Source organism: Pseudomonas sp. CGJS7 (genome assembly GCF_036961695.1).
Map to the genome: position 1 here is coordinate 1 of NZ_JBAMDI010000125.1, position 20,222 is coordinate 20,222.

General features: G+C 67.1%; 19 protein-coding genes. 11 read left to right on the forward strand and 8 right to left on the reverse strand.

The genetic code is table 11. The features are described 5' to 3' along the window. Positions 1 to 119: 119 nt before the first annotated feature. From V7787_RS42725 to ppk2, 5 genes are read left to right on the forward strand one after another with little or no spacing between them, the layout of a single operon-like run. Positions 120 to 578 (forward strand): GNAT family N-acetyltransferase, encoded by a 459-nt coding sequence (locus V7787_RS42725; protein WP_336093702.1) that lies wholly within the window; start codon positions 120 to 122, stop codon positions 576 to 578. 37 nt (positions 579 to 615) lie between these two features. Next, positions 616 to 2,340, forward strand: a complete 1,725-nt coding sequence (locus V7787_RS42730; RefSeq protein ID WP_336093704.1) for an O-linked N-acetylglucosamine transferase, SPINDLY family protein — start codon at positions 616 to 618, stop codon at positions 2,338 to 2,340. Between the two features lie 57 nt (positions 2,341 to 2,397). After that, complete coding sequence (gene moaB / locus V7787_RS42735; protein ID WP_336093706.1) at positions 2,398 to 2,916, forward strand: molybdenum cofactor biosynthesis protein B; 519 nt, start codon at positions 2,398 to 2,400, stop codon at positions 2,914 to 2,916. 5 nt (positions 2,917 to 2,921) lie between these two features. Next, positions 2,922 to 3,308: a helix-turn-helix domain-containing protein gene (locus tag V7787_RS42740; RefSeq protein WP_336093708.1), complete on the forward strand. Its 387-nt coding sequence runs from the start codon at positions 2,922 to 2,924 to the stop codon at positions 3,306 to 3,308. Next, positions 3,305 to 4,069, forward strand: a complete 765-nt coding sequence (gene ppk2 / locus V7787_RS42745) for a polyphosphate kinase 2 (protein ID WP_336093710.1) — start codon at positions 3,305 to 3,307, stop codon at positions 4,067 to 4,069. Before V7787_RS42740 ends, ppk2 begins: the two co-directional genes overlap by 4 nt. Before the next feature lie 257 nt (positions 4,070 to 4,326). Here ppk2 and V7787_RS42750 read toward each other — a convergent pair whose 3' ends face one another. Further along, positions 4,327 to 5,064 (reverse strand): helix-turn-helix domain-containing protein, encoded by a 738-nt coding sequence (locus V7787_RS42750; RefSeq protein WP_336093712.1) that lies wholly within the window; start codon positions 5,062 to 5,064, stop codon positions 4,327 to 4,329. Between the two features lie 113 nt (positions 5,065 to 5,177). Here V7787_RS42750 and V7787_RS42755 point away from each other — a divergent pair, with 113 nt between their 5' ends. Together V7787_RS42755 and V7787_RS42760 are read left to right on the forward strand one after the other, a co-directional pair. Then, positions 5,178 to 5,621 carry a hypothetical protein gene (locus V7787_RS42755; RefSeq protein WP_336093714.1) on the forward strand — a complete coding sequence of 148 codons (444 nt, stop codon included), beginning with the start codon at positions 5,178 to 5,180 and terminating at the stop codon, positions 5,619 to 5,621. 92 nt (positions 5,622 to 5,713) lie between these two features. Further along, complete coding sequence (locus V7787_RS42760; RefSeq protein ID WP_336093715.1) at positions 5,714 to 6,490, forward strand: DUF2145 domain-containing protein; 777 nt, start codon at positions 5,714 to 5,716, stop codon at positions 6,488 to 6,490. Positions 6,491 to 6,580: 90 nt separating this feature from the next. Here V7787_RS42760 and V7787_RS42765 read toward each other — a convergent pair whose 3' ends face one another. The 3 genes from V7787_RS42765 to V7787_RS42775 are packed head-to-tail and all read right to left on the reverse strand — an operon-like array spanning position 6,581 to position 8,759. After that, on the reverse strand, positions 6,581 to 6,850 hold the full coding sequence (locus V7787_RS42765; RefSeq protein ID WP_336093717.1) for an acylphosphatase: 270 nt from the start codon (positions 6,848 to 6,850) through the stop codon (positions 6,581 to 6,583). Beyond that, the gene (locus V7787_RS42770) at positions 6,847 to 7,491 is read right to left on the reverse strand and encodes a TlpA family protein disulfide reductase (RefSeq protein WP_336093719.1); all 645 of its coding nucleotides are present in this window, start codon (positions 7,489 to 7,491) and stop codon (positions 6,847 to 6,849) included. The genes V7787_RS42765 and V7787_RS42770 overlap by 4 nt, the downstream gene beginning before the upstream one ends. Next, positions 7,488 to 8,759 carry a YihY family inner membrane protein gene (locus V7787_RS42775; RefSeq protein WP_336093721.1) on the reverse strand — a complete coding sequence of 424 codons (1,272 nt, stop codon included), beginning with the start codon at positions 8,757 to 8,759 and terminating at the stop codon, positions 7,488 to 7,490. The genes V7787_RS42770 and V7787_RS42775 overlap by 4 nt, the downstream gene beginning before the upstream one ends. 232 nt (positions 8,760 to 8,991) lie before the next feature. On the opposite strand from V7787_RS42775, the gene wrbA reads away from it, so the two are divergent. The 4 genes from wrbA (at position 8,992) to V7787_RS42795 (ending at position 11,477) form a co-directional block, all read left to right on the forward strand. Beyond that, on the forward strand, positions 8,992 to 9,585 hold the full coding sequence (wrbA, locus tag V7787_RS42780; RefSeq protein ID WP_336093723.1) for an NAD(P)H:quinone oxidoreductase: 594 nt from the start codon (positions 8,992 to 8,994) through the stop codon (positions 9,583 to 9,585). Further along, positions 9,582 to 9,968 (forward strand): DUF2069 domain-containing protein, encoded by a 387-nt coding sequence (locus V7787_RS42785; protein WP_336093725.1) that lies wholly within the window; start codon positions 9,582 to 9,584, stop codon positions 9,966 to 9,968. Before wrbA ends, V7787_RS42785 begins: the two co-directional genes overlap by 4 nt. Before the next feature lie 156 nt (positions 9,969 to 10,124). Further along, entirely contained in the window at positions 10,125 to 10,610 is a 486-nt protein-coding gene (locus tag V7787_RS42790) for an asparaginase domain-containing protein (protein ID WP_336093727.1), read from the forward strand. Between the two features lie 198 nt (positions 10,611 to 10,808). Further along, the gene (locus V7787_RS42795) at positions 10,809 to 11,477 is read left to right on the forward strand and encodes a hypothetical protein (protein WP_336093729.1); all 669 of its coding nucleotides are present in this window, start codon (positions 10,809 to 10,811) and stop codon (positions 11,475 to 11,477) included. A 70-nt stretch (positions 11,478 to 11,547) separates the two neighbouring features. Here the strand turns inward: V7787_RS42795 and V7787_RS42800 are convergent, their stop codons facing one another. The 4 genes from V7787_RS42800 to V7787_RS42815 form a co-directional block, all read right to left on the reverse strand. Next, positions 11,548 to 13,218 (reverse strand): M20/M25/M40 family metallo-hydrolase, encoded by a 1,671-nt coding sequence (locus V7787_RS42800; RefSeq protein ID WP_336093731.1) that lies wholly within the window; start codon positions 13,216 to 13,218, stop codon positions 11,548 to 11,550. 410 nt (positions 13,219 to 13,628) lie between these two features. Continuing rightward, positions 13,629 to 15,290, reverse strand: a complete 1,662-nt coding sequence (locus V7787_RS42805) for a M20/M25/M40 family metallo-hydrolase (protein WP_336093732.1) — start codon at positions 15,288 to 15,290, stop codon at positions 13,629 to 13,631. Between the two features lie 616 nt (positions 15,291 to 15,906). Continuing rightward, a complete protein-coding gene (locus tag V7787_RS42810; protein WP_336093733.1) occupies positions 15,907 to 17,595 on the reverse strand; it encodes a M14 family zinc carboxypeptidase in 1,689 nt (562 codons plus the stop codon). A 299-nt stretch (positions 17,596 to 17,894) separates the two neighbouring features. Further along, positions 17,895 to 20,180, reverse strand: a complete 2,286-nt coding sequence (locus V7787_RS42815; protein WP_336093734.1) for a M14 family zinc carboxypeptidase — start codon at positions 20,178 to 20,180, stop codon at positions 17,895 to 17,897. Positions 20,181 to 20,222 lie beyond the last annotated feature (42 nt).

Here is a 20,222-nt window from a genome sequence, read left to right on the forward strand (position 1 = left end):
GTAGATTGCCCACATCGCGGCGAACTGGGGGCACGCACACTCCGATTCGCCGGCGCGGGTCATGACGTTGCCCGGCCCTGCGGCCATAATCGGGCTTCCTCCGCCGCGCCGACATCCCGATGAGCCCTACCGTCCGCCACGCCGTCGCCGCCGACCTGGACCTGCTCGCGCCGCTGTTCGACAGCTACCGGCACTTCTACACCCAGCGCGAAGACGCCGCGGTCTCGCGCGCCTTTATCGGCGAACGCCTGCGCCGCGGCGATTCGGTGCTGTTGCTGGCCGCGCTGGACGGCGCCGACGGCGCCGGTTTCACCCAGCTATACCCGACCTTCTCCTCGGTGCGCGCCGCGCGCGTGTGGGTGCTCAACGATCTCTACGTCGATCCGGCCGCGCGCCGCCGCGGCGTCGCCCAGGCCTTGCTCGCGGCCGCCGCCGAATTCGCGCGCGCCGACGGCGCCGCGCGGCTGGAACTGGAAACCGATCACGACAATCTGACCGCCCAGGCCTTGTACGACGCCAACGGTTGGCGCCGCTACGACGGCACCCAGCGCTACCACCTGCCGTTGGCCGCGGCGTGACGCCTCGGTCCGTGCCGCCGTCGTCGAAGCCGACGCCATGAACGATCCGCGCGCGCAATTGCGCCAGGCGCTGCAGCGCAATCCCGGCGACGCGATGGCCTGGGTGATGTTGGCCGAACACGAACTCGATGCCGGCGACGCCCAGGCCGGCGAATCCGCCTCGCGGCGCGCGCTGCAGTTGCGCCCGGGCCACCCCGAAGCGCTGGCGCGGCTGGGGCGCGCGCAATGGATGCAGGGCAAACGCGACGACGCGGTGGCCAGCCTGCGCGCGGCCGCGCGCGCGGCGCCGCAGCACCCGGGCATCGCGGTGTGGCTGGCGCATGCCCTGGAAGATGTCGGCGACGCCGAAGGCGCGTTGGCCGCTTATGCCCACGCCTACGGCCTGGCGCCGAACGAACCGCAACTCGCCGCCTACCTGCTCAACTGGCGCCGGCGCCTGTGCGATTGGCGCGATCTGGACGCGCTCTCGCGCCAGGTCCGCGCAGCGGTGGCGCGCGCGCAAGCCGCGGTGGAACCGTTCGCCTTCCTCAGCGAAGACGCCAGCGCCGCCGAACAACGCCGCTGCGCCGGCCTGCGCGCGGCGATGATCGCGCAAGCGGTGCGGCCGCTGCCGCCGGCACCGGCCAAGGACGTCGCCGCCAACGTGCGCCTGGGCTTTTTGTCGAACGGCTTCGGCGCGCATCCCACCGGTCTGCTGACCGTGGCCTTGTTCGAAGCCATGTATCGCCGCGGCGGCATCGAACTGCACCTGTTCGCGCTCAATCGCGACGACGACAGCCCGATCCGCCGGCGCCTGCACGCCGCGGCCGACAGCGTCCACGACGTGGCGATGCAACCGCATGCGCAGGTCGCCGCCAGCATCCGCCGCGCCGGCATCGACGTGTTGTTCGACCTGCGCGGCTGGGGCGGCGGCGGCACCCCGGAAGTGCTGGCGATGCGGCCGGCACCGGTGCAGGTCAACTGGCTCGCTTACCCGGGCACCTCGGCCGCGCCGTGGATCGATTACGTCCTCGCCGACCGTTATGTGTTGCCCGAATCGATGCGGGCCGATTTCAGCGAGACCGTGGCTTGGCTGCCGCGTTGCTTCCAGCCCTCCGACACCCGCCGCGAACTGCCGCCGCCGCCGCCGCGCGGCGAATGCGGGCTGCCCGACGAGGGCGTGGTGTTCTGCTGTTTCAACAACAGCTACAAGCTCAATCCGCGCAGCGTCGCGCGCGCGCTGGAGGTGCTGCGCGCGGTGCCCGGCAGCGTGCTGTGGCTGCTCTCCGGCCCGGGCCGCGCCGATCAGCGCTTGCGCGATTTCGCCGCGGCGCGCGGCCTGGATCCGGCCCGGCTGGTGTTCATGCGCAAACAGCCGCACGCCGACTACCTGGCGCGCTTGCGCCATGCCGATCTGTTTCTCGACACCGATCCCTACAACGCCCACACCACCGCCTCCGACGCGCTGTGGGCCGGCTGCCCGGTGCTGACCCGTCCCGGCGCGACCTTCGCCGCGCGCGTGGCCGGCAGCCTCAACCATCACCTCGGCATGGGCCACATGAACGCCGCCGACGATGCCGCCTTCATCGCCCGCGCGATCGCCCTGGGCAACGACCGCGACGCCCTGGCCGGCGTGCGCGCGGAACTGGCCGCGCGCCGCGCCGACAGCGGCCTGTTCGACATGGACGGCTTCGCCGTGGACTTCGCCGCGATGGCCATCGCGATGGCCCGGCGCCAGCGCAAGGGCGAAGCGCCGGCCGCGCTGCAAGGACCGGCGCGCTGAGCGCCGCGCCGACAGATCGCTAACCTCCCCCACATGCATTTGCGCTAGGCTCCGACCATGACCGCAGAACGCGATTTCATCCCCCTGAACCTGTGCGTGCTGACCGTATCCGACAGCCGCACCCTGGCCAACGACAGCTCCGGCGATTACCTGATCCAGTCGCTCACCGACGCCGGCCATCGGCTGGTCGAACGCAAGCTGCTGCCGGACGACCGTTACCAACTGCGCGCCGCGGTATCGCAGTGGATCGCCGACGACGGCGTCGACGGCATCCTGGTCACCGGCGGCACCGGCTTCACCGGCCGCGACTCCACCCCCGAGGCGCTGCTGCCGTTGCTGGACAAGCAGATGCCCGGCTTCGGCGAGTTGTTTCGCGCGCTCAGCTTCGAGGAAATCGGCACCTCGACCCTGCAATCGCGCGCCTTCGCCGGCCTGGCCAACGCCACCTTCCTGTTCTGCCTGCCGGGCTCGACCTCGGCCTGCCGCACCGCCTGGGAAAAGATCGTCGCCGCGCAACTGGACGCGCGCACCCGGCCGTGCAACCTCGCCACTTTGCGTCCCCGCCTCAAGGAGTGAAGGGCATGTCGCTGGACACCACCCTACGTCTGCTGACCAAGGCCAGCGGTTTGAGCGTGACCGATCTGGCGACCGCGATTCCGCGCGCCGGCGCGGCCACCGTCGGCGCCTGGCTGCGCGGCGACAAACTGCCCGGCAAGGACCAACTCGACGCGCTCGCGCGCGCCTTCGGCGTACCCGCCGGCGCGCTGCTGGCCGAACTGGCCAGCACCCTCGACCCGGCCCGCACCCAGGGCGAACACGATCTGCTCGCCGCCTACCGCGCGCTCAACACCAAGCAGCAAGGTGCGTTGCTGGAAGTGGCCACCGCCATGGCCGGGACCAAACGCGGCGCCGCGGGCAAGCCCGCCGCCAAATCGACCGCATCGAGAACCAGGAAGGCCAAACGATGAGCCAGCTCAAGCGCAAGGACTACCAAGCCCAGCTCGAACCGCTGCAACTGGAACTGGTGGCGATGGCGCGCTGGCTGCAGCACTCGGGCAAGCGCGTGGTGGTGCTGCTGGAAGGACGCGACACCGCCGGCAAGGGCGGCGCCATCGGCGCGTTGTCGGAACATCTCAACCCGCGCCAATGCCACATCGTCGCCCTGTCCAAACCCAGCGAGCGCGAAAGCGGCCAGTGGTATTTCCAGCGCTATGTGCCGCATCTGCCGGCGGCGGGCGAGATCGCGTTGTTCGACCGCAGTTGGTACAACCGCGCCGGCGTGGAGCGGGTGATGGGATTCGCCAAACCCGAGCAGGTCAAGGCGTTTCTGAAGCAGGCGCCGGTGTTCGAGAAGTTGCTCACCGACGATGGCGTGCTGTTGTTCAAGTACTGGCTGTGCTGCGATCAGGCGCAGCAGGAAGAACGCTTCGCCGAGCGTCTTGAGGATCCGCTCAAGCGCTGGAAGCTGTCGCCGATCGACTTGCAGGCGCGCCAGCACTACGACGATTACACCAAGGCGCGCGAGGCCATGCTGGAGGCCACCCATACCAAGAACGCGCCGTGGACGCTGGTGGATTTCAACGATCAGCGCCAGGGGCGGCTGACCTTGATCCGCGATTTGCTTTCGCGGTTGCCCGATACGGATGTGAAGTCGGCGGCGTTGGAGTTTCCCAAGCTCAAGGGCAAGCCGTCGAAGGAGAAGTATGGGGTGCTTAAGCCGATTGGGTGATTTGCGGGGTTCGGGCTGGTCGTTTCGCGTTGCGCACTCGGCTCTCGGCTCTCGGCTCTCGGCTCTCGGCTCTCGGCTCTCGGCTCTCGGCTCTCGGCTCTCGGCTCTCGGCAACAGCGTACCCACCTACCGTCATTCCCGCGAACGCGGGAATCCAGGGCCTTTCGTGCGAGAACGCTTGAAGTCGCTGGATTCCCGCCTTCGCGGGAATGACGAGCAAAAGCAGGACGCCTTCGCCATGCGCCCCGGAACCGCCGCTACTGCGACTTCCGATACGGCTGAAACAACTGCAGCAACCACGGCTTCTGCGCCAGCACCAGACTCACCCCCACCCGCTCCTGCGCCGTCAGCGCCGCGTCGCGGGCCAGCAGCGCGTCGAATTCGCGCGCCACTTCGTTCAATCGCTGCTTGAGCTCGCGGATGCCGGCGATGCTCAGCGATCCGCTGAGCAACAGCAGCACGTCCTGTTCGCCGTCGAAAGGATCGGCGAAGTAGTCGCCAAGCAGACGCAGGCGGAAATACCGCTCCATCGGCCCGTCGGCGCGCCAGCGGAAATTGCGCGCGGTGCGCGGGCGGCCGCGGTTGCCGGGCATCAGTTCGATGATGCCGAGCCGGTCGAGCTTGACCATCAACCCGGTCCAGCGCGCGTTGTCGAAATTGAAATGGGCCTGCACATCGGCCTGCTTCCAGCGGTTCAAGGTCAGAAACAACGCGACCAGCAGCGCCGGTTCGTCGACCAGCGCCTGCTCCTGCGCTTCGCTGAGCGTGGCCATCGGCGCGCGGCCGCGCGCGGCCTCGGCGCTGAGCTCGGCCAGGCCGATGTCGAGCACATCGCAGACCTCCTCCAGCCGCTGCAGGCTCATCGCCCGGCGCGAAAACATGCGTTTGACCGCCGCCTCGCTGAGCTTGAGCCGCCCGGCCAGATCGCGATAGGTCAGATCCTGTGCGCGCAAAAAGCGCTTGAGGGCGTCTACGAGCTCGATGGAGAGGGCCATGGGTATCAAATTACGCTACTGAACAGAGAAATTACAGCGACCCTGTCGATGAATCTTGCCAAGCCCTCCCGGCCGCGCCGAAGGTGGCCGCGGACCTGAACGAGGTGGCATGAATGACACGGATTTCCGAACGCCTGCTCCTCCTCGTTCTGGTCGCTGCCGCCATCGCGGGCTCGCTGGCAGGGACGCCAGCGAGGGCGGCGGTGCAATCCGACGCGCTGAGCCGCCAGTCCGCGGCCAGCCTGGACGCTTCGGTCGAAGTGCCGGTGGCCGCGGCGAACGCACTCTCGCAGGGCGCCAAGTTTTCCGTCACCGGCGTGCAGGCCAGCGCCCAAGGCGTGGCGCTGACGATCTCGGCCGCGGGCGCCGGCGCCTCGTTCGTGGTCAAGCTTTCGGCCCAGCAGGCCAAGGCGCTCGGCGTATTGGTCGGGTCGACGGTGCTGGTGTCGGTGGTCGTCGGCGGCTGGTTGCTCAGCGATACCGCCGGCAAGTTCATCTGCTTCGTGCCCAACGACCGCGCGCGCGAATTGATCCACAGCCAGCGGGTCACCGGATGACCTTCGCGATGGTTGTTCTCACCCGATTCAAGGCATTCGCGGCCAGCGCCAAGCTCGCTGCCGCGATGGCGACGCTAGGAGTGGCGGGGCTGATGCCCGCACAAGGACGTGCGGGCACCGGTTGCGACGCCCAGACCGTGTCGCCGGACAAGCTCGCCGCCGCGGCCCAGACCGCGCTGACCGTGGCCGCCGCGCTGGACGAACGCGACGCGCCGCTGGCGCTGGTCGCCCGGGTCGGCACCGATCTGTCCAAGCAGGGGTTGGTGTACAGCCACGTCGGCTTCGTCGTGCGCGACCATCCGGCCGGCCGCTGGACCGCGGTGCATCTGCTCAACGAATGCGGCAGCGAGCGCTCCAATCTCTACACCCAGGGATTGGTCAATTTCTTCTCCGATCAGTTGGTCAATCAGGATGCGCGGATCGTCTGGCTGCAGCCGGAACAAGCGCAGCGCCTGGCCGAACGGCTGCGCGCGCTGCCACGCAACGACCTGCATCAGCCGCGCTACAACCTGATCGCGCGGCCGGGCAGCGCGGAGTATCAGAACTCCACCGCGTGGGTGCTGGAAATTTTGGGCGCGAGTTTGCCGAGCGGCGGCGCGGACAGCGGGCGCGGTGGCGCCTACCTTGCGGCCAAGCGCGACGGGTTTGTGCCCGATCGCGTGCATATCCCTTATTCCAAGCGCGTGCTCGGCGGTTTGTTCAGCGCCAATGTCGCGTTTGCCGATCATTCGATCGGTACGCGTCTGAGCGGGGATTATCCGGTGGTGACGGTGCGTTCGATCGTGCAGTACCTCGATCGCCGGGGCCATGTGGTCGCGCAGCGGGAGTGGCGCAATGGGCGGCTGATGGAGCCGTTGGGGGCGCTGTAACTGGCCAAGAGCAAATCCCCCCTAGCCCCCCTTTTTCAAAGGGGGGAAAGCCGTAGGCGGGGGACGTCGTGGTGGATCGGGGCTTAGCTGTTATCCGCAAACGAACCCATCGCCGGCTTCATCCTCGCCCGCCGATTCCCGCAGCACCTGCTCCACCCGCGCCAGCTCCGGCCCGCGCTGCAACCACTGCCCCAGTTGCTCGACCGCTGCCGCTTCGCCCACCGCCAACACCTCAACGCGGCCGTCGCGCAAATTGTTGGCGTAGCCGCGCAGGCCCAGCGCCACGGCGCGATCGCGCGTAGACGCGCGAAACCACACGCCCTGCACTTTGCCGGAAACGAAGAAGCGCGCCGCGCTCACGATTTCGCCGCGGGCGCCGCCGGTTCGGCCGGGGCGTCGCCCGGCTCCGGGCCGCCGGCCTTGGCGATGGCGTCTTCCAGCTTCTTCGCGTCGACCGGACCGAGGAACTTCTCCGCGACCTTGCCGTCGGGCCCGATCAGATAGGTCATCGGCAACCCCTTGGGCGTATCGAAGGCCTTGGGCGGATCGGCGACGTCGACGATCGCGATCGGATACGACACCGGATGCTTCTTCAGGAAAGCCTCCATCTCGGCCTTCTCGATTTCCTCGTAAGCCAGCCCGACCACCTCGATGTGTTCGCGCATCGTGTCCAGCGCGGACAACTCGGGCATTTCCTTGATGCACGGCGCGCACCAGGTCGCCCAGAAATTCACTACCACCCAGCGGCCGCGATGTTCGGCCAGGTCGTAGGTCTTGCCGTCGAGCGTGGCGATGCGCAGTTCGGGCGTGTCGGATGCGGCCGGCGCCGCGGTGGCGGGCGCTTCGGGCGGCTTCGTCTCGGCCGGCGCGATTGCGGCCGGTTGCGAGGCATCGGCGGGCTTGGCCTCGCCGCTGGGTTTCTGGCAACCCGCCAGCAGCAGCGCCGCGATGGCGGCGCCAAGCAGCGGCAAGGCGCGGGTAGTGCGGACCTTCGAAATCATGGATTTTCCTCTTCGGCGTGAATGCTGGACACGCGTCGTTTCATCAGCGCGCGCAGCGGCACGCGCAATTCGTCCATCGCCGCAACCGCGGACTGGCCCAGCGAGTCGTCGCGGCAAGGCAGCATGGCCTCGGCGATGGGGATGCGCAGGTTGCAGGCTTCGTACAGCTCGCCCAGCGACAGATCGTCCAGATCGCGCGCCAGCAGCCATTCGCCGCTTTCGGCGCGGCGCACCACGTTGATGTCGCCGAGCTGTTCGAGCATCTGCTGGATCAGCGCGTCGGTGAGCATGGGTTCGAGCTGCTGGATGCTGTCGATGTGCAGGCCGCGGCCGTCCTTGCGCGCCTCGTTGAAGCGCGCCAGCAGACGCAGCAGGCCGTACATCTCGAAGCCCAGCGGCAGGCGCATCGAGGCGGGCTGGTAGCGGAACGCGGCGATCGAGGACGCCAGCGACGCGCCCAGCAGCACCGCGATCCAGCTCAGATAGATCCACAGCAGGAAGATCGGCACGAACGCCAGGGTGCCGTAGATCTTCGAATACGAGCCGAAGCTGCCCAGGTACAGGCCGATGCCGCCCTTGATCAGTTCGAACAGCACCATCGCCAGGAACGCGCCGGCGACCGCGTGGCGCCATTTGATCGTGCGGTGCGGCACCACCCGGTAGATCGCCGCGAACGCCAGCCATTCCAGGCCCATCGGCGCGGTCCGCAGCAGCAGGCCTTCGAGCCAGCGGCCGGGTTCGGTGGAGAACACGTCCATGGCGAAAAACCGCGCCGAGATCGCCAGGCTGGCCGCGGCCATCAGCGCGCCCAGGGTCAGCACGGTCCAGTACACCAGGAAGCGCCCGAGCCGCGGCCGCGCCGAATGCACCCGCCAGATCCGGTTGAACGCCGATTCCACCCCGTTGAGGGTGATCAGCAGCGACACCACCAGCGCGATCACGCCGGCGGTGGTGAGCTGGCCGGCGTTGGCCGAGAACTGCTTGAGGTAGCTCTCCACCGAACGCGCCGCCGACGGTACGAAGTTGGAGAAGATGTAGTCGCTGAGACGGTCGCTCCACTCGCCGAACATCGGGAACGCGGAGAGCACGCCGAACACCACCATCGACAGCGGCACCAGCGCGAACACGGTGGTGTAGGACAAGGCGCCGGCGGCCTGGAACAGGTTGTCGTCGAGGAAGCGGCGGCTGAGAAAGCGGAAGAAGGTGGCCATGCGCGCGCGGTCGCGCACGCGTTCGCTCCAACGGTAGATCGAATCCAGTGGTTCCATCGGGGGCAGGGTAACCGATGGGGTGTGGGGGTGGTATGCAGGAGGTGAAGCTGCGGCGGGGCGCCCTCATCCGGCGCTTCGCGCCACCTTCTCCCGCTCGCGCGCTTGAACCCCTCTCCCGCTCGCCACCCAAGGTGACTTCCTTCGGGGCGCGGCAGAGGGGTTGGGGCGAGGGCACCCCGCCCCCGCCCCCGCGCATTCCTCTATCCTTCCCCGCGCAAAGGAGAATCCAATGACCGAAGTTCTGGTGCTCTACTACAGCCGCGGCGGTTCGGTCGCACGGCTGGCGCGGCAGATCGCGCGCGGGATCGGCGAAGTCGACGGCGTCGTCGCGCGGCTGCGCACGGTGCCGCCGGTGGCGGCGGTCACCCAGACCGCGGCGCCGCCGGTGCCCGAGGACGGCGCGCCGTACGTGGACGCCCGCGATCTGAGCGAGTGCGTCGGCCTGGTGCTCGGCAGCCCTACCCGCTTCGGCAACATGGCCGCGCCGGTCAAGCATTGGCTCGACGGCCTGGGCGCGGAATGGGCCAGCGGCACCCTGGTCGGCAAACCGGCGGCGGTGTTCACCTCCACCGCCACCCAGCACGGCGGCCAGGAATCGACCCTGCTGACGATGATGGTTCCGCTGCTGCACCACGGCTGCGTGCTGCTCGGCATTCCCTACACCGAACCCGCGCTCAGCCACACCCGCGGCGGCGGCACGCCCTACGGCGCCAGCCACGTCGCCGGCAGCCAGGACGATCCGCAACTCAGCGACGACGAAGCCGCCCTGGCGCGCGCGCTCGGCCGCCGCGTCGCCGAGCTGGTCGCCAAGGTGAGCCGTTGAACGCGCCGTCCCCCGGCGCGCGCACCCGCGCGGACTGGGCGCTGCTGGCCGCGCTGATCGCGCTGACCGCGCTGTTCTGCGTCTGGTACGTGCTGCCGCGGCAGCACCTGCTGGCCGGGCTGAGCGTGTTCGTGGCGCCGCCCGCCCTGCTCGCGGTCGGCGTGGCCCTGCGCAGCCGGCTGGCGGCGTATTGGGCCGGGGTGATCGCGCTGTTCTGGTTCTGCCACGGGGTGATGCTGGCCTGGTCGTCGCCGGCCGAGCGCGGCTACGCCTGGATCGAGTTGGTGCTGGCGTTGGTGGTGATCTTTGCGGCCAACCTAGCCGGCGTAAAAGCGCGCTTCGCCAAGAAACCCGGCAACGACCAGCCCCCACCCGCGCACTAACCGCCCCCACCGACCCAGCCGTCCTACGCCCCCATACCCCCACGCACGGCCAACACCCCCCAAACCGTTCACCTCCCGCACCGAATCCGAATCCCGGTCGCCGTGCCGCCAGGCCTATACTTCCGGCCTCCCCAGACACACGCGAACCTTCTCCAGATGGACCAGCTCTGCATCGTCACCACCGGCGGCACGATCGACAAGATCTACTTCGACGACAAGTCGGACTACCAGATCGGCGAACCGCAGATCGGCCGGATCCTGGAAGAACTCGGCGTGGCGTTCCGCTACAGCGTCATTCCGATCATCCGCAAGGATTCGCTGCACATCACCGCCAGCGATCGCGAACTGATCCGCGCCGCCATCGCCGCGCAGGAAGCGCAGCACGTGCTGGTGACCCACGGCACCGACAGCATGGTCGAAACCGCCAAGGTGCTGGCGACGATTCCCGGCAAGACCATCGTCCTCACCGGCGCGCTCAATCCCGCGCGTTTCCGCGGTTCGGACGCGGAGTTCAACATCGGCACCGCGGTCGGCGCGGTGCAATCGCTGCCGACCGGCGTCTACATCGCCATGAACGGGCGCATCTGGGATCCGGCCAAAGTGCGCAAGAACGTCGAAGCCAATCGTTTCGAAGCGGTCTGAACCGCGCCCGGCGCACGCCGCCGGGCAACCGCCGCACTCGGCAAACCCGTCCGCGCCGGCATCGGCGCGGCCCGGCGCCCGACCCAGGTTCGCCAACTCGGTCGCGTATTTGAGCGCACACTGATTGTGGATTCGGCCTTTGCTGCGACCCACGATCGATTAGCATCGACGGCCTGTCCCATCGCTGCGGTGATCTACATGCGTCGACTCGTTCCGGCCCTGACGGTGTCAGCCCTGGCTTTGTGCGTTCTGGCGGCTTGCCAGAAGCCGGCCGAACCCACCGCGCAGGCCGCTCCGGCCCAGGCCGATACCGGCAAGGCGCCCGCCGCTCAGCCCGTCGCGGCCGCGCCCAACCCGCTGGAACCGCCCGAGCGGGTGCTGCGCAACGACGCGATCGGTTACGACGGCTTCAACGGCAGCACCGAGGCCGGCACGGTCAGCGCCAAGTTCGGCGCCGATGCCGCGTCGGTGCGCGGCGCCTGGAACGGCGAGATGAAGGACAACAACAGCCAGCGCCCCGACGCCAAGTGCTATCTGCTGTACCCGGTGCGCGGCGCGATCACCCACCAGTACGGCTTCTTGATGGGCGGCGACGGCCTGACCGGCATCGACGTCTACGATCCCAAGGCGCTGGCGCCCGGCGGCGGCCGCATCGGCATGAGCATCGATGAGATCAACAAGGCCTACGCCGGCCAGATCAAGCAAGTGCCCAACCCCAGCTTCGAAGGCGCCGCGTTCCTGCAAGTGTCCCCGCCCGACGGCAAGGACACCCAGCTGACCTTCGAGACCGACGCGCTCGGCACGGTCACCAACTGGCGCATCGCCAAGCGCAACGCGCTGGAAGCCAACGAGAGCTGCACGCGCTGAGGCGCGCGCTCGGCCGCAAACCGATTCGCCCCGGCCGCGGCCGGGGCGAATCGTCAAGCCCGCGCGGCGATCAGAACGTGATGCTCCAACTGTCGATCTTGCCGACATCGCCGTTGCCGTTGTCGTTGACCCGCAGCTTCCATGTGCCGTTCAAGCCCTTGCCGGACAGATCGAAGACGAAATCGCCGACGACATGATCGGCGCTGCCGCCGGTGCGGTCGTGGATCTTGTGAAGCGAGCCGTCCGGCGCGACCAGATCGACTTTCAGCTCGCCCTTGTAGGTGTGCTGGATGTTCACCGACACCCGCGTCGTCGCCGACGCGTTGCCGCTGCGTCCGCTCACCGAGATCGGGCTGTCGACCGTGGCGTTGTCCTTGATCGCGTAGTCGGCGCCGTTGCTGTAGGTCTGCGCGCCGGTGCCAGGGCCGGGGCCCGGACCCGTCGCGGTGCCCGAGGTCTTGCCCAGCTCGCCGAGGAACGCCAATCCCAGCTTGGCGAACGGCAGGCTGTTCTTGGCCGAGTTGCCCAGGTTCGCCAAGGTGTCGTCGGGCGTATGGATCTTGGGGAAAAAACCGCCTTCGAAATACATCGCCGCGGGGAAACCCGCCGTCGTCCACGATGAGTGGTCCGAGCAGCCGTAGTTGCAGGTATAGCTGCCCAGGCGCAGGCCGCTGCCGGCCAGATACGTATCGAACAACCGGGTCAGCATCTGCTTGAGCGACTCGTTGGAATTGTCGTTGATGATGCGGATGTCCGGATCGCCGCCGGCGCGGTAGTTGGTCATATCCAGTTGCAGCACGCCGACCACGTTGACGCCGCGCTGGCGGTAATCGTTGGCGATGGTGTTGGAACCGCCCAGGCCGATCTCCTCGGCCGCATAGCCCATGAACTTGATCGTGCGCTTGGGCTTGTAGCCGCTGGCCATGGCCACGCGCAGCACTTCGGTCAGCGTCGCCACGCCCGAGGCGTCGTCGTCGGCGCCCGGCGCCTGCATCGCGTCGCCGGCGTTTTTCTGGCTGGTATTGATCGAATCCAGATGCGCGCCCAGCACCACCACTTCATCGGCCAGCTCGTTGCCTTTCAGCGTCAGCACCACCGAGTGTTGCTTGCCGCAGATTTTGGCGGCGGTGCACGGCACCAGTTCGGCGCTGACATCGCTGCGGCCGGCGGCGATTTCCAGCCAGCGATCGCGCAGCCAGGACGAGGCGGCCACGCCCTGGCTGGAATGCGCGCTGCGGTTGGCCCAGTTGGTCGACAGCGAATGGATGGTGCCGCGGATGTTGGCCTCGCTGACTTGCGGCAGCCACGGGTTGACCGTGGCCTGATTGTCGAGCGTGTAGGCGACCGCATTGGCCGTGATCGCCTGCGCGCTCAGATCGTTGCGCACGAAGGCTTCGGCCTGTTCGCGGGTGCGGAAGGCGAAATAACCGCCGCAGCGCTTCTCCAACTCGTGCACGTGCCGGGTCACGTCGTTCAACTGATGGGCCTTCAACTCCGAGACCACCAGCGGCACGCCGGCCGGATTGATCAGCGCCGAAGCCTTTCCGGCCAGTGTCTTCACCCCCTCATCGTAGGTTTTGCGCGAGGTGACGATGTAGACCGGTGCGAGCGGGTCGGTATCGGCGTTGGCCGGCGTCGCTTGAGCGCGGTCGGCGACTTGCGCATGGGCCGCGCCGGTAGCGGACAGCGCCGACAAAAGCGCCAGCGACAATAAACCCTTGGAGACAGAACGTATTTTCACGATAAAGACCCTGAGCGAAGACACCGGCGCGCGCCAGTGCGATGAGTGGCCCGCATGCGCGCATGCTTGCGGCGGAGATGCAACGGATCATCGCGACCGCGACACTCGGGTCTGCATTGGCGATGTCCGCGCGCTCATCACGCTAAAGGTTTCAAACGCTGCGCCGATACCCTACATCGCGCCGTTCGCGTCGATCCAATCGTGATTACGGTCAAACATATCGACGCCCGCCGCAAACATCTGCGCTATCGCACTTTATCTGCGTAAAAAACGCTTATCGACCGCTATCGCAAGGCAAGCCGCTCGCGAAATCCGCTTGTCGCGAGCGATCAGAATCCACTCCGCACCGGCTTTCAAAGAAAAAACCCCGGCCGAAGCCGGGGTCGGGATCGAAGCGAAAAACCGCTCGATCAGAAGGTGATGCTCCAGGTATCGATGCGGCCGACATCGTTGCTGGCGTTGTCGTTGACCAGCAGCTTCCAGGTGCCGTTGAGCGGTTCGCTCGACAGATTGAAGCTGAAGCTGCCGCTGACGTTGTCGGCGCTGCCGCCGGTGCGGTTGTGGATGTTGTAGAGCGAACCGTCCGGCGCCACCAGGTCGACCTTCAGATCGCCTTTGTAGGTGTGGACGATATTGACCGACACGCTGGCGTTGCTGGGCGCGTTGCCGGTGCGGCCGGACACGGTGATCGGGCTGTCGACGGTGGCGTTGTCGTTGATCGCCACGTCGGTGCCGTTGGTATAGGTCTGGGTGCCGGGACCCGGCCCCGGGCCGCTGCCGGCGGTCTTGCCCAGTTCGCCGAGGAAGGCCAGACCGAGCTTGGCGAACGGCACGCTGTTGGTCGCCGAGTTGCCCATGTTCGACAACTTGTCGTTGGGCGTGTGGATCGAATTGAAGTAACCGCCGCCGCTGCTGCCGCCTTCGAAGTAGATCGCCGCCGGGAAACCCGCCGAGGTCCACGACGCGTGATCGGAGCAACCGTAACCGCAGGTGTAGCTGCCGACGGTGCCGCCGAGGTAGGTGGTGTACAACTCGCGCATGAACTGTTGCAGGCTCGAGTTGGAGTAGTCGCTGACCAGACGTACGTCGGGCGCGCCGCTGGCGCGGTAGTTGGTCATGTCCAGCTGCAACACGCCGACCACGTTGACGCCGCGGTTCTGGAAGTCGGTGGCGATCGCCTTGGAACCGCGCAGACCCACTTCCTCGGCGGCGTAACCCATGAACTTGATCGTGCGCTTGGGCTTGTAGCCGCTGGCCAGGGCCACGCGCAGCACTTCGGTCAGGGTGGCGATGCCGGAGGCGTCGTCGTCGGCGCCGGGCGCATTCATCGCATCGCCGCTGCCGGTGCTGGAGATCGAGTCCAGATGTCCGCCGAGCACCACCACTTCGTTGGGCAGTTCGCTGCCCTGGATGGTCAGAATCACCGACGGCTGGGTCGAGCAGTTGGTGCAGCCGGTGTAGAGCTCGGCGCTGACGTCGCTGCGGCCGTTGCCCAGCGCCAACCAGGTGTCGCGGATCCAGGTGGCCGAGGTGCGGCCATGGGTGGAGGCGTAATAGCGGTTCGGATACTGGATGGACAGATGATTGATGGTGCCGCGGATGTTGGCTTCGGCGACCTGACTCAACCACGGCGTCACCGTGGCCTGGTTGTCGATGGTGTACGTGGCGAACTTGGCCTCGATGGCCTGGCGGCTGCGATCGGCGCGCACGAACGCCTCGGCCTCGGCGCGGCTGTCGAAAGCGAAGAAACCGCCGCAACGCTTTTCCTTCTCGTGCACTTGCAGGGTCACGTCGGGCAGCTGATGGGTTTTCAGCTCGGCGATCACCAGCGGACTGCCGACCGCGTTGGCCAGGCCGGTGGCGTTCTTGGCCAAGGTTTTCACGCCCGCGTCGAAGGTCTGACGCGAGGTCACGATGTAGACGGGCTTGAACGGATCGTCGGTCGCGTCGGCCGGGCGCGCATGGTCGTGGCCATGGCTTTGTGCGAACGCGGGCGATACGGCGGCGGCCAGCGCAAGGGCGAGCAAGGCGGGGACGAGCTTCACAGTCGAGGAGGCGGAATACGGGTTCACGAGAGGCGCTCCTGGTTCGGCGTCTGCGGCGGATGCTCCGGCATCGGCATGAAGACGCGGGCTATGGGAACGGCGAACGCGGCATGCGCACGCCGGCTGCATTGCTGATGATGAAAGCGGCGCCGCCATGTGCGGGGGAAAACGATCCGGTGCGCCCGGTATTCGACCCTAAGCGTGCGATACGGCACCGAACAAGCGACAACCGGTGCGAGCGCACATTCGCGTTCGTGACTGGAGTCATGCAACGAAACAGTAAACGATTACCGCATGCGCCGCCCTGTCCAATGCGCGCAAAACCGCGCGGAAAACCCGGATTTTTCAGGGTTTCGCCAATGGAAACAGAAACGCGATTGAGCGCGCCTGGCGTCGCTCGAACCGCGATGGCGTTCCATGAGCGAAGTCACATCGATTGCGAGCAACCAGTGCGACGCCGGCGCACGGTGCTATCGATGGCAGCCGCATCGGAGCCCCGACGCGCATCGAATCTATCGCTGTCACGCTGTATTTGCTGCGAGCGGCAATCCCAACCGAAGTCGGGATTGCCGCAGCGCTTGCGGCCTCCGATCAGGCCGCGGACGGCAATGCAATCCGCGTACGCCGCCGCACGAGATCCATATCAGCGAGCGGCTCCGCCGCCAACGGTGAACCGCACCGCATTCGGCGTACCCGGCTTGCCCGAGGCGTCGGTGCCCTGCACGTAGACGATGTGCACGCCAGGGCTCAAACCGGTGGTGGAAATACTGCCGGACACATTCTCGTTGCTGCTGTTGAAGCTTCCGTCGCTGGCACTGAGCGCGATCGGCACCGCACCGCTCGCCCACGGCGGCGCGTCCAGGTAGGCGCGCGCGGAGGCGATGTTCTGCACCGGCTCGGTACCGTTGTTCTGCTGGAACAGGCTGTCGTTGATATTGGCGGTGATCGTCACCGGCGTTCCCGCCGGCACCGTGGCCGAGGACACGTTGACCGCGGTGGTGTCCGGCCCGCTGGGCAGCGTGTACGGCGCCCACAAGCTGCGCGCGACGTAGCGCAAGGTCTTGAGGTTCTTCGGCAGCGTGGTGCCGGTGAAGCTGTTGCAGTTTTCGAAGAAGCTCCCGCCCAGTTCGAACGCATAAGCCGGCACGCCGAGCAGACCGTAGAACGTATCGAGCGTGGTGCCGTCGGTGGCGTACAGAGCGGCGGATCGCTGCGGCTTGTAGTTGTTGAAATAGGCCATGCGCCGGCCCAGCGTCTGCAATGCCGCGTTGTTGGGCGCCAGACTGGAGGTATCGCCCCAGGGCCACAGCACCAGATCGGCGGCGCTGTGGATGTCGATGAATACGCCTTGGTAATCGGTGGGCGCCGCGCCGGTGAGGTCGTCGCTGCGGCGATCGGGGAAGATGCCGCCGCTGTAGACGCCGTTGCTGCCGCGGGTGCCGGCGACCAGGCGCATCAGGTTCTGGGTTTCCGGATCGGAGGTCGGCGTCGGCCCGCGGTAGGTTTCCGCGCACCGGTTGCCGCTGGAGCCGCCTGCCGCGGAGTTCCAGTGGAACGGGAAATTTCGGTTGAGATCGGTGCCGTAACTGCTGGCGCTGCAGCTGCCGCCGTTGCTGTTGTTGACATTCTTGCGCCACGAGGCGCCCGCCTCGGCTTTCTTGCGGCCGTCGGGATTGGCTTGCAGGATCAGTTGGAAGGCGAAGTTGTCGAGCAACCAGGTCGCTTCGGCGTCGGTGCCGTAGCCGTTGACCAGCCCTTCGGCGAAGCGCGTGACCAACTCGGCGGGCGCGTACTCGCGCGCGTGGATCGAACCGAACAGCACCAGTGTCGGCTTGTTCGGCAAAGCGACGTCGGTGGCGGTGTTGCTGATGCGCAGCGCGCGCATGTCGTAGCCGGTGGCGGGATTGCGGGTCTTCTGCCAGGTCGGGCCGATGTTGACGATGCGCGCCAGGTTCGGCTTGCTCTGGGCCAGCTGGTCCATGGTCGTGTAGGTTTCTTCGACCGTGCGGAAGCAACTGAAACCGGGAATGCTCTTGGCCCCGCGCAAGGACCCTTGCAGCGAGGTCTGCAGCCGCTGCAGCTGATCGGTGGCGTCTTGATCGACGCGATAGTCGAAGCCGGCATTGCGCAGCGCGGTGAGATCTTCCGGCATGGCTTCGACTTTCACCGTCTTGGATTCGCGGTCGACGATCAAGTGCTGGAAGCGCGAAGCCAGACGTTGCAGTTGCGCGGGGTTGTCGTAATGGGCGGTAACGAATACCGGAAGATCGGCGGCGGCGGCGCTGACGGACAACGCCAGCAGCAGCGGCAGAGCGGCATGTTGGAAGCGCATGGGAGGTTCTCCGAGGTATCGAGAAGATTCAGGAGCACACGAACGCGTGCCGGAACCTATGATCCAAACCGATTGCCGGCGCCGGTAACCCTTCGATCGCGCTAGCGGAGCGCTTTCGTGACGCACACCAGTAACTCGAAGCTTTCGTACGCGTCCGAAGGTCCGCGGCCAACGCATGTCGCAGCCAACGCGCCGACCCGGATGCCCGACTCGCTTGCATCGCCCTACCCCACCCGCACCGCCACCAACGGCGCCGCGACCGATAAAGGCCGCGGCGCCGTTCGACTACCGCCTATCGATCAGAACGTGATGCTCCAGCTGTCGATGCGGCCAGTGTCGCTGTTCTGGTTGTCGTTCACCCGCAGCTTCCAGGTACCGTTGAGCGGCTCGCTCGACAGGTTCTTGTTGAAGGTGCCGATGACGTTGTCGGCGCTGCCGCCGGTGCGGTTGTGGATGTTGTAGACGGTCCCGTCCGGCGCCACCAGATCGACCTTAATGTCGCTCTTGTAGGTGTGGTAGATCGTCACCTGCACCGGCGTGCTGGCGCCGCCGTTGCCGGTGCGGCCGGACACCACGATCGAGCTCTCCACCGTGGCGTTGTCGACGATGGCCACGTCGGTGTCGTTGGTGTAGGTCTGGGTGCCGCCGGGGCTGCTGACGGTGACCGATGCGCTCTTGGTGTGGGTGGCGCCGTCGTCGTCGGTGACGGTCAGGCTGACGGTGTAGGTGCCCGCCGCGCTGTAGGTCTTGGACGGATTGGCCGCGGTCGAGGTGGTGCCGTCGCCGAAGTTCCAGCTGCGCGAGGCGATGCTGCCGTCGCTGTCGGTGGAGGTGTCGGTGAAGTTCACCGTCAGCCCGCTCGCGCTGGAGGTGAAGTTCGCCACCGGTGGATTGTTGCCCGGGCCGCTGCCGCTGACGGTGAAGCGCACCGCGTTCGGCGTGCCCGGCTTGCCCGAGGCGTCGGTGCCTTGCACGTAAACGGTATGCACGCCCTGGGCGAGCCCGGTGGTGGAGATGCTGCCGGTGACGTTTTCGTTGCTGCTGTTGAAGCTGCCGTCGCTGGCGCTCAGCGCGATCGGCGTGGCCCCGCTCGCCCACGGCGGCGCATCGAGGTAGGCGCGCGCGGAAGCGATGTTCTGCACCGGCTCGGTGCCGTTGCTCTGATTGAACAGACTGTCGTTGACGTTGGCGGTGATCGTCACCGGCGTTCCCGCCGGCACCGTCGCCGACGACACGTTGACCACGGTGGTGTCCGGTCCGCTGGGCAGCGTGTACGGCGCCCACAGGCTGCGCGCGACATAGCGCAGGGTCTTGAGGTTGTTGGGCAAGGTGGTGCCGGTGAAGCTGCTGCAGCTTTCGAAGAAGCTGCCGCCCAGTTCGATCGTATAACCCGGCACGCCGAGCAGACCGTACATGGTGTCGTCGGTGGTGCCGTCGGTGCCGTACAGCTCGTTGGACTGCTGCGGGCGATAGCCGTTGAAATAGGCCATGCGCCGGCCGAAGGTCTGCAACGCGCTGCTGTTCGGCGCCGGGCTGTTGGTGTCGCCCCACGACCACAGCACCAGGTCGGCGGCGCTGTGGATGTCGATGAAGACGCCTTGGTAGTCGGTCGGCGCGGGCGTGGTGACGTCGTCGCTGCGGCGGTCGGGGAAGATGCCGCCGGTGTAGACGCCGTTGCTGCCGCGGGTGCCGGCGACCAGACGCATCAGGTTCTGGGTTTCCGGATCGGAGCTAGGCGTCGGCCCGCGATAGGTTTCGACGCATTGATTGCCGCTGGAGCCGCCGGACACGGTGTTCCAGTGATAGGGGAAATTGCGGTTGAGGTCGGTGCCGTAGCTGCTGGCGCTGCAGTTGCCGCCGTTGCTGTTGTTGACGTTCTTGCGCCACGACGCGCCGGCCTCGGCCTTCTTGCGGCCGTCGGGATTGGCCTGCAGCACCAGTTGGAAGGCGAAGTTGTCGAGCAGCCAGGTGGCTTCGGCGTCGGTACCGTAGCCGTTGACCAGCCCTTCGGCGAAACGGGTCACCAGTTCCGCCGGCGCGTATTCGCGCGCGTGGATCGAGCCGAACAGCACCAGGGTGGGCTTGTTCGGCAAGGCGCTGTCGGTGGCGGTGTTGCTGATGCGCAGCACGCGCATGTCGTAACCGGTGCCCGAACTCTGGGTCTTCTGCCAGGTCGGCCCGATGTTGGTGATGCGCGCCAGATTGGGCTTGCTCTGCACCAGTTGGTCCATGGTCGCGTAGGTTTCTTCGACCGTGCGGAAGCAGCTGAAGCCGGGAATGCTCTTGACCCCGTTCAAGGAGCCTTGCAGCGCGGTCTGCAGACGTTGCAGGCGCGCGGTGGATTCCTGATCGATTTCGTACTTGAATCCGGCATCGGTCAGCGCGGTCAGATCCTCGGGCATCGCCTCCACGCGCACGGTCTTGGCGGCGCGGTCGACGTTCAAATGCTGGAAGCGCGATGCGATGCGTTGCAACTGGGCTTTGTTCTCGTACTTGGCGGTGACGAACACGGGCAGATCATCGGCGGCGGCGGCGCTGGCGGACATCGCCAGCAGCAGCGGCAACGCGGCGTGGTGAAAGCGCATTGAAAGACTCTCCATGAACCGGTGCGGTGGGCAGCGACGCGG

Excerpts from the sequence above, each read along its gene's own strand:
- moaB (WP_336093706.1), top strand. The coding sequence starts at position 2,398 with ATGACCGCAGAACGCGATTTCATCCCCCTGAACCTGTGCGTGCTGACC.
- V7787_RS42730 (WP_336093704.1), top strand. The coding sequence starts at position 616 with ATGAACGATCCGCGCGCGCAATTGCGCCAGGCGCTGCAGCGCAATCCC.
- V7787_RS42795 (WP_336093729.1), top strand. The coding sequence starts at position 10,809 with ATGCGTCGACTCGTTCCGGCCCTGACGGTGTCAGCCCTGGCTTTGTGC.
- V7787_RS42790 (WP_336093727.1), top strand. The coding sequence starts at position 10,125 with ATGGACCAGCTCTGCATCGTCACCACCGGCGGCACGATCGACAAGATC.
- V7787_RS42770 (WP_336093719.1), bottom strand. The coding sequence starts at position 7,491 with ATGATTTCGAAGGTCCGCACTACCCGCGCCTTGCCGCTGCTTGGCGCC.
- ppk2 (WP_336093710.1), top strand. The coding sequence starts at position 3,305 with ATGAGCCAGCTCAAGCGCAAGGACTACCAAGCCCAGCTCGAACCGCTG.
- V7787_RS42760 (WP_336093715.1), top strand. The coding sequence starts at position 5,714 with ATGCCCGCACAAGGACGTGCGGGCACCGGTTGCGACGCCCAGACCGTG.
- wrbA (WP_336093723.1), top strand. The coding sequence starts at position 8,992 with ATGACCGAAGTTCTGGTGCTCTACTACAGCCGCGGCGGTTCGGTCGCA.
- V7787_RS42775 (WP_336093721.1), bottom strand. The coding sequence starts at position 8,759 with ATGGAACCACTGGATTCGATCTACCGTTGGAGCGAACGCGTGCGCGAC.
- V7787_RS42810 (WP_336093733.1), bottom strand. The coding sequence starts at position 17,595 with ATGCGCTTCCAACATGCCGCTCTGCCGCTGCTGCTGGCGTTGTCCGTC.
- V7787_RS42740 (WP_336093708.1), top strand. The coding sequence starts at position 2,922 with ATGTCGCTGGACACCACCCTACGTCTGCTGACCAAGGCCAGCGGTTTG.
- V7787_RS42755 (WP_336093714.1), top strand. The coding sequence starts at position 5,178 with ATGACACGGATTTCCGAACGCCTGCTCCTCCTCGTTCTGGTCGCTGCC.
- V7787_RS42750 (WP_336093712.1), bottom strand. The coding sequence starts at position 5,064 with ATGGCCCTCTCCATCGAGCTCGTAGACGCCCTCAAGCGCTTTTTGCGC.
- V7787_RS42725 (WP_336093702.1), top strand. The coding sequence starts at position 120 with ATGAGCCCTACCGTCCGCCACGCCGTCGCCGCCGACCTGGACCTGCTC.
- V7787_RS42815 (WP_336093734.1), bottom strand. The coding sequence starts at position 20,180 with ATGCGCTTTCACCACGCCGCGTTGCCGCTGCTGCTGGCGATGTCCGCC.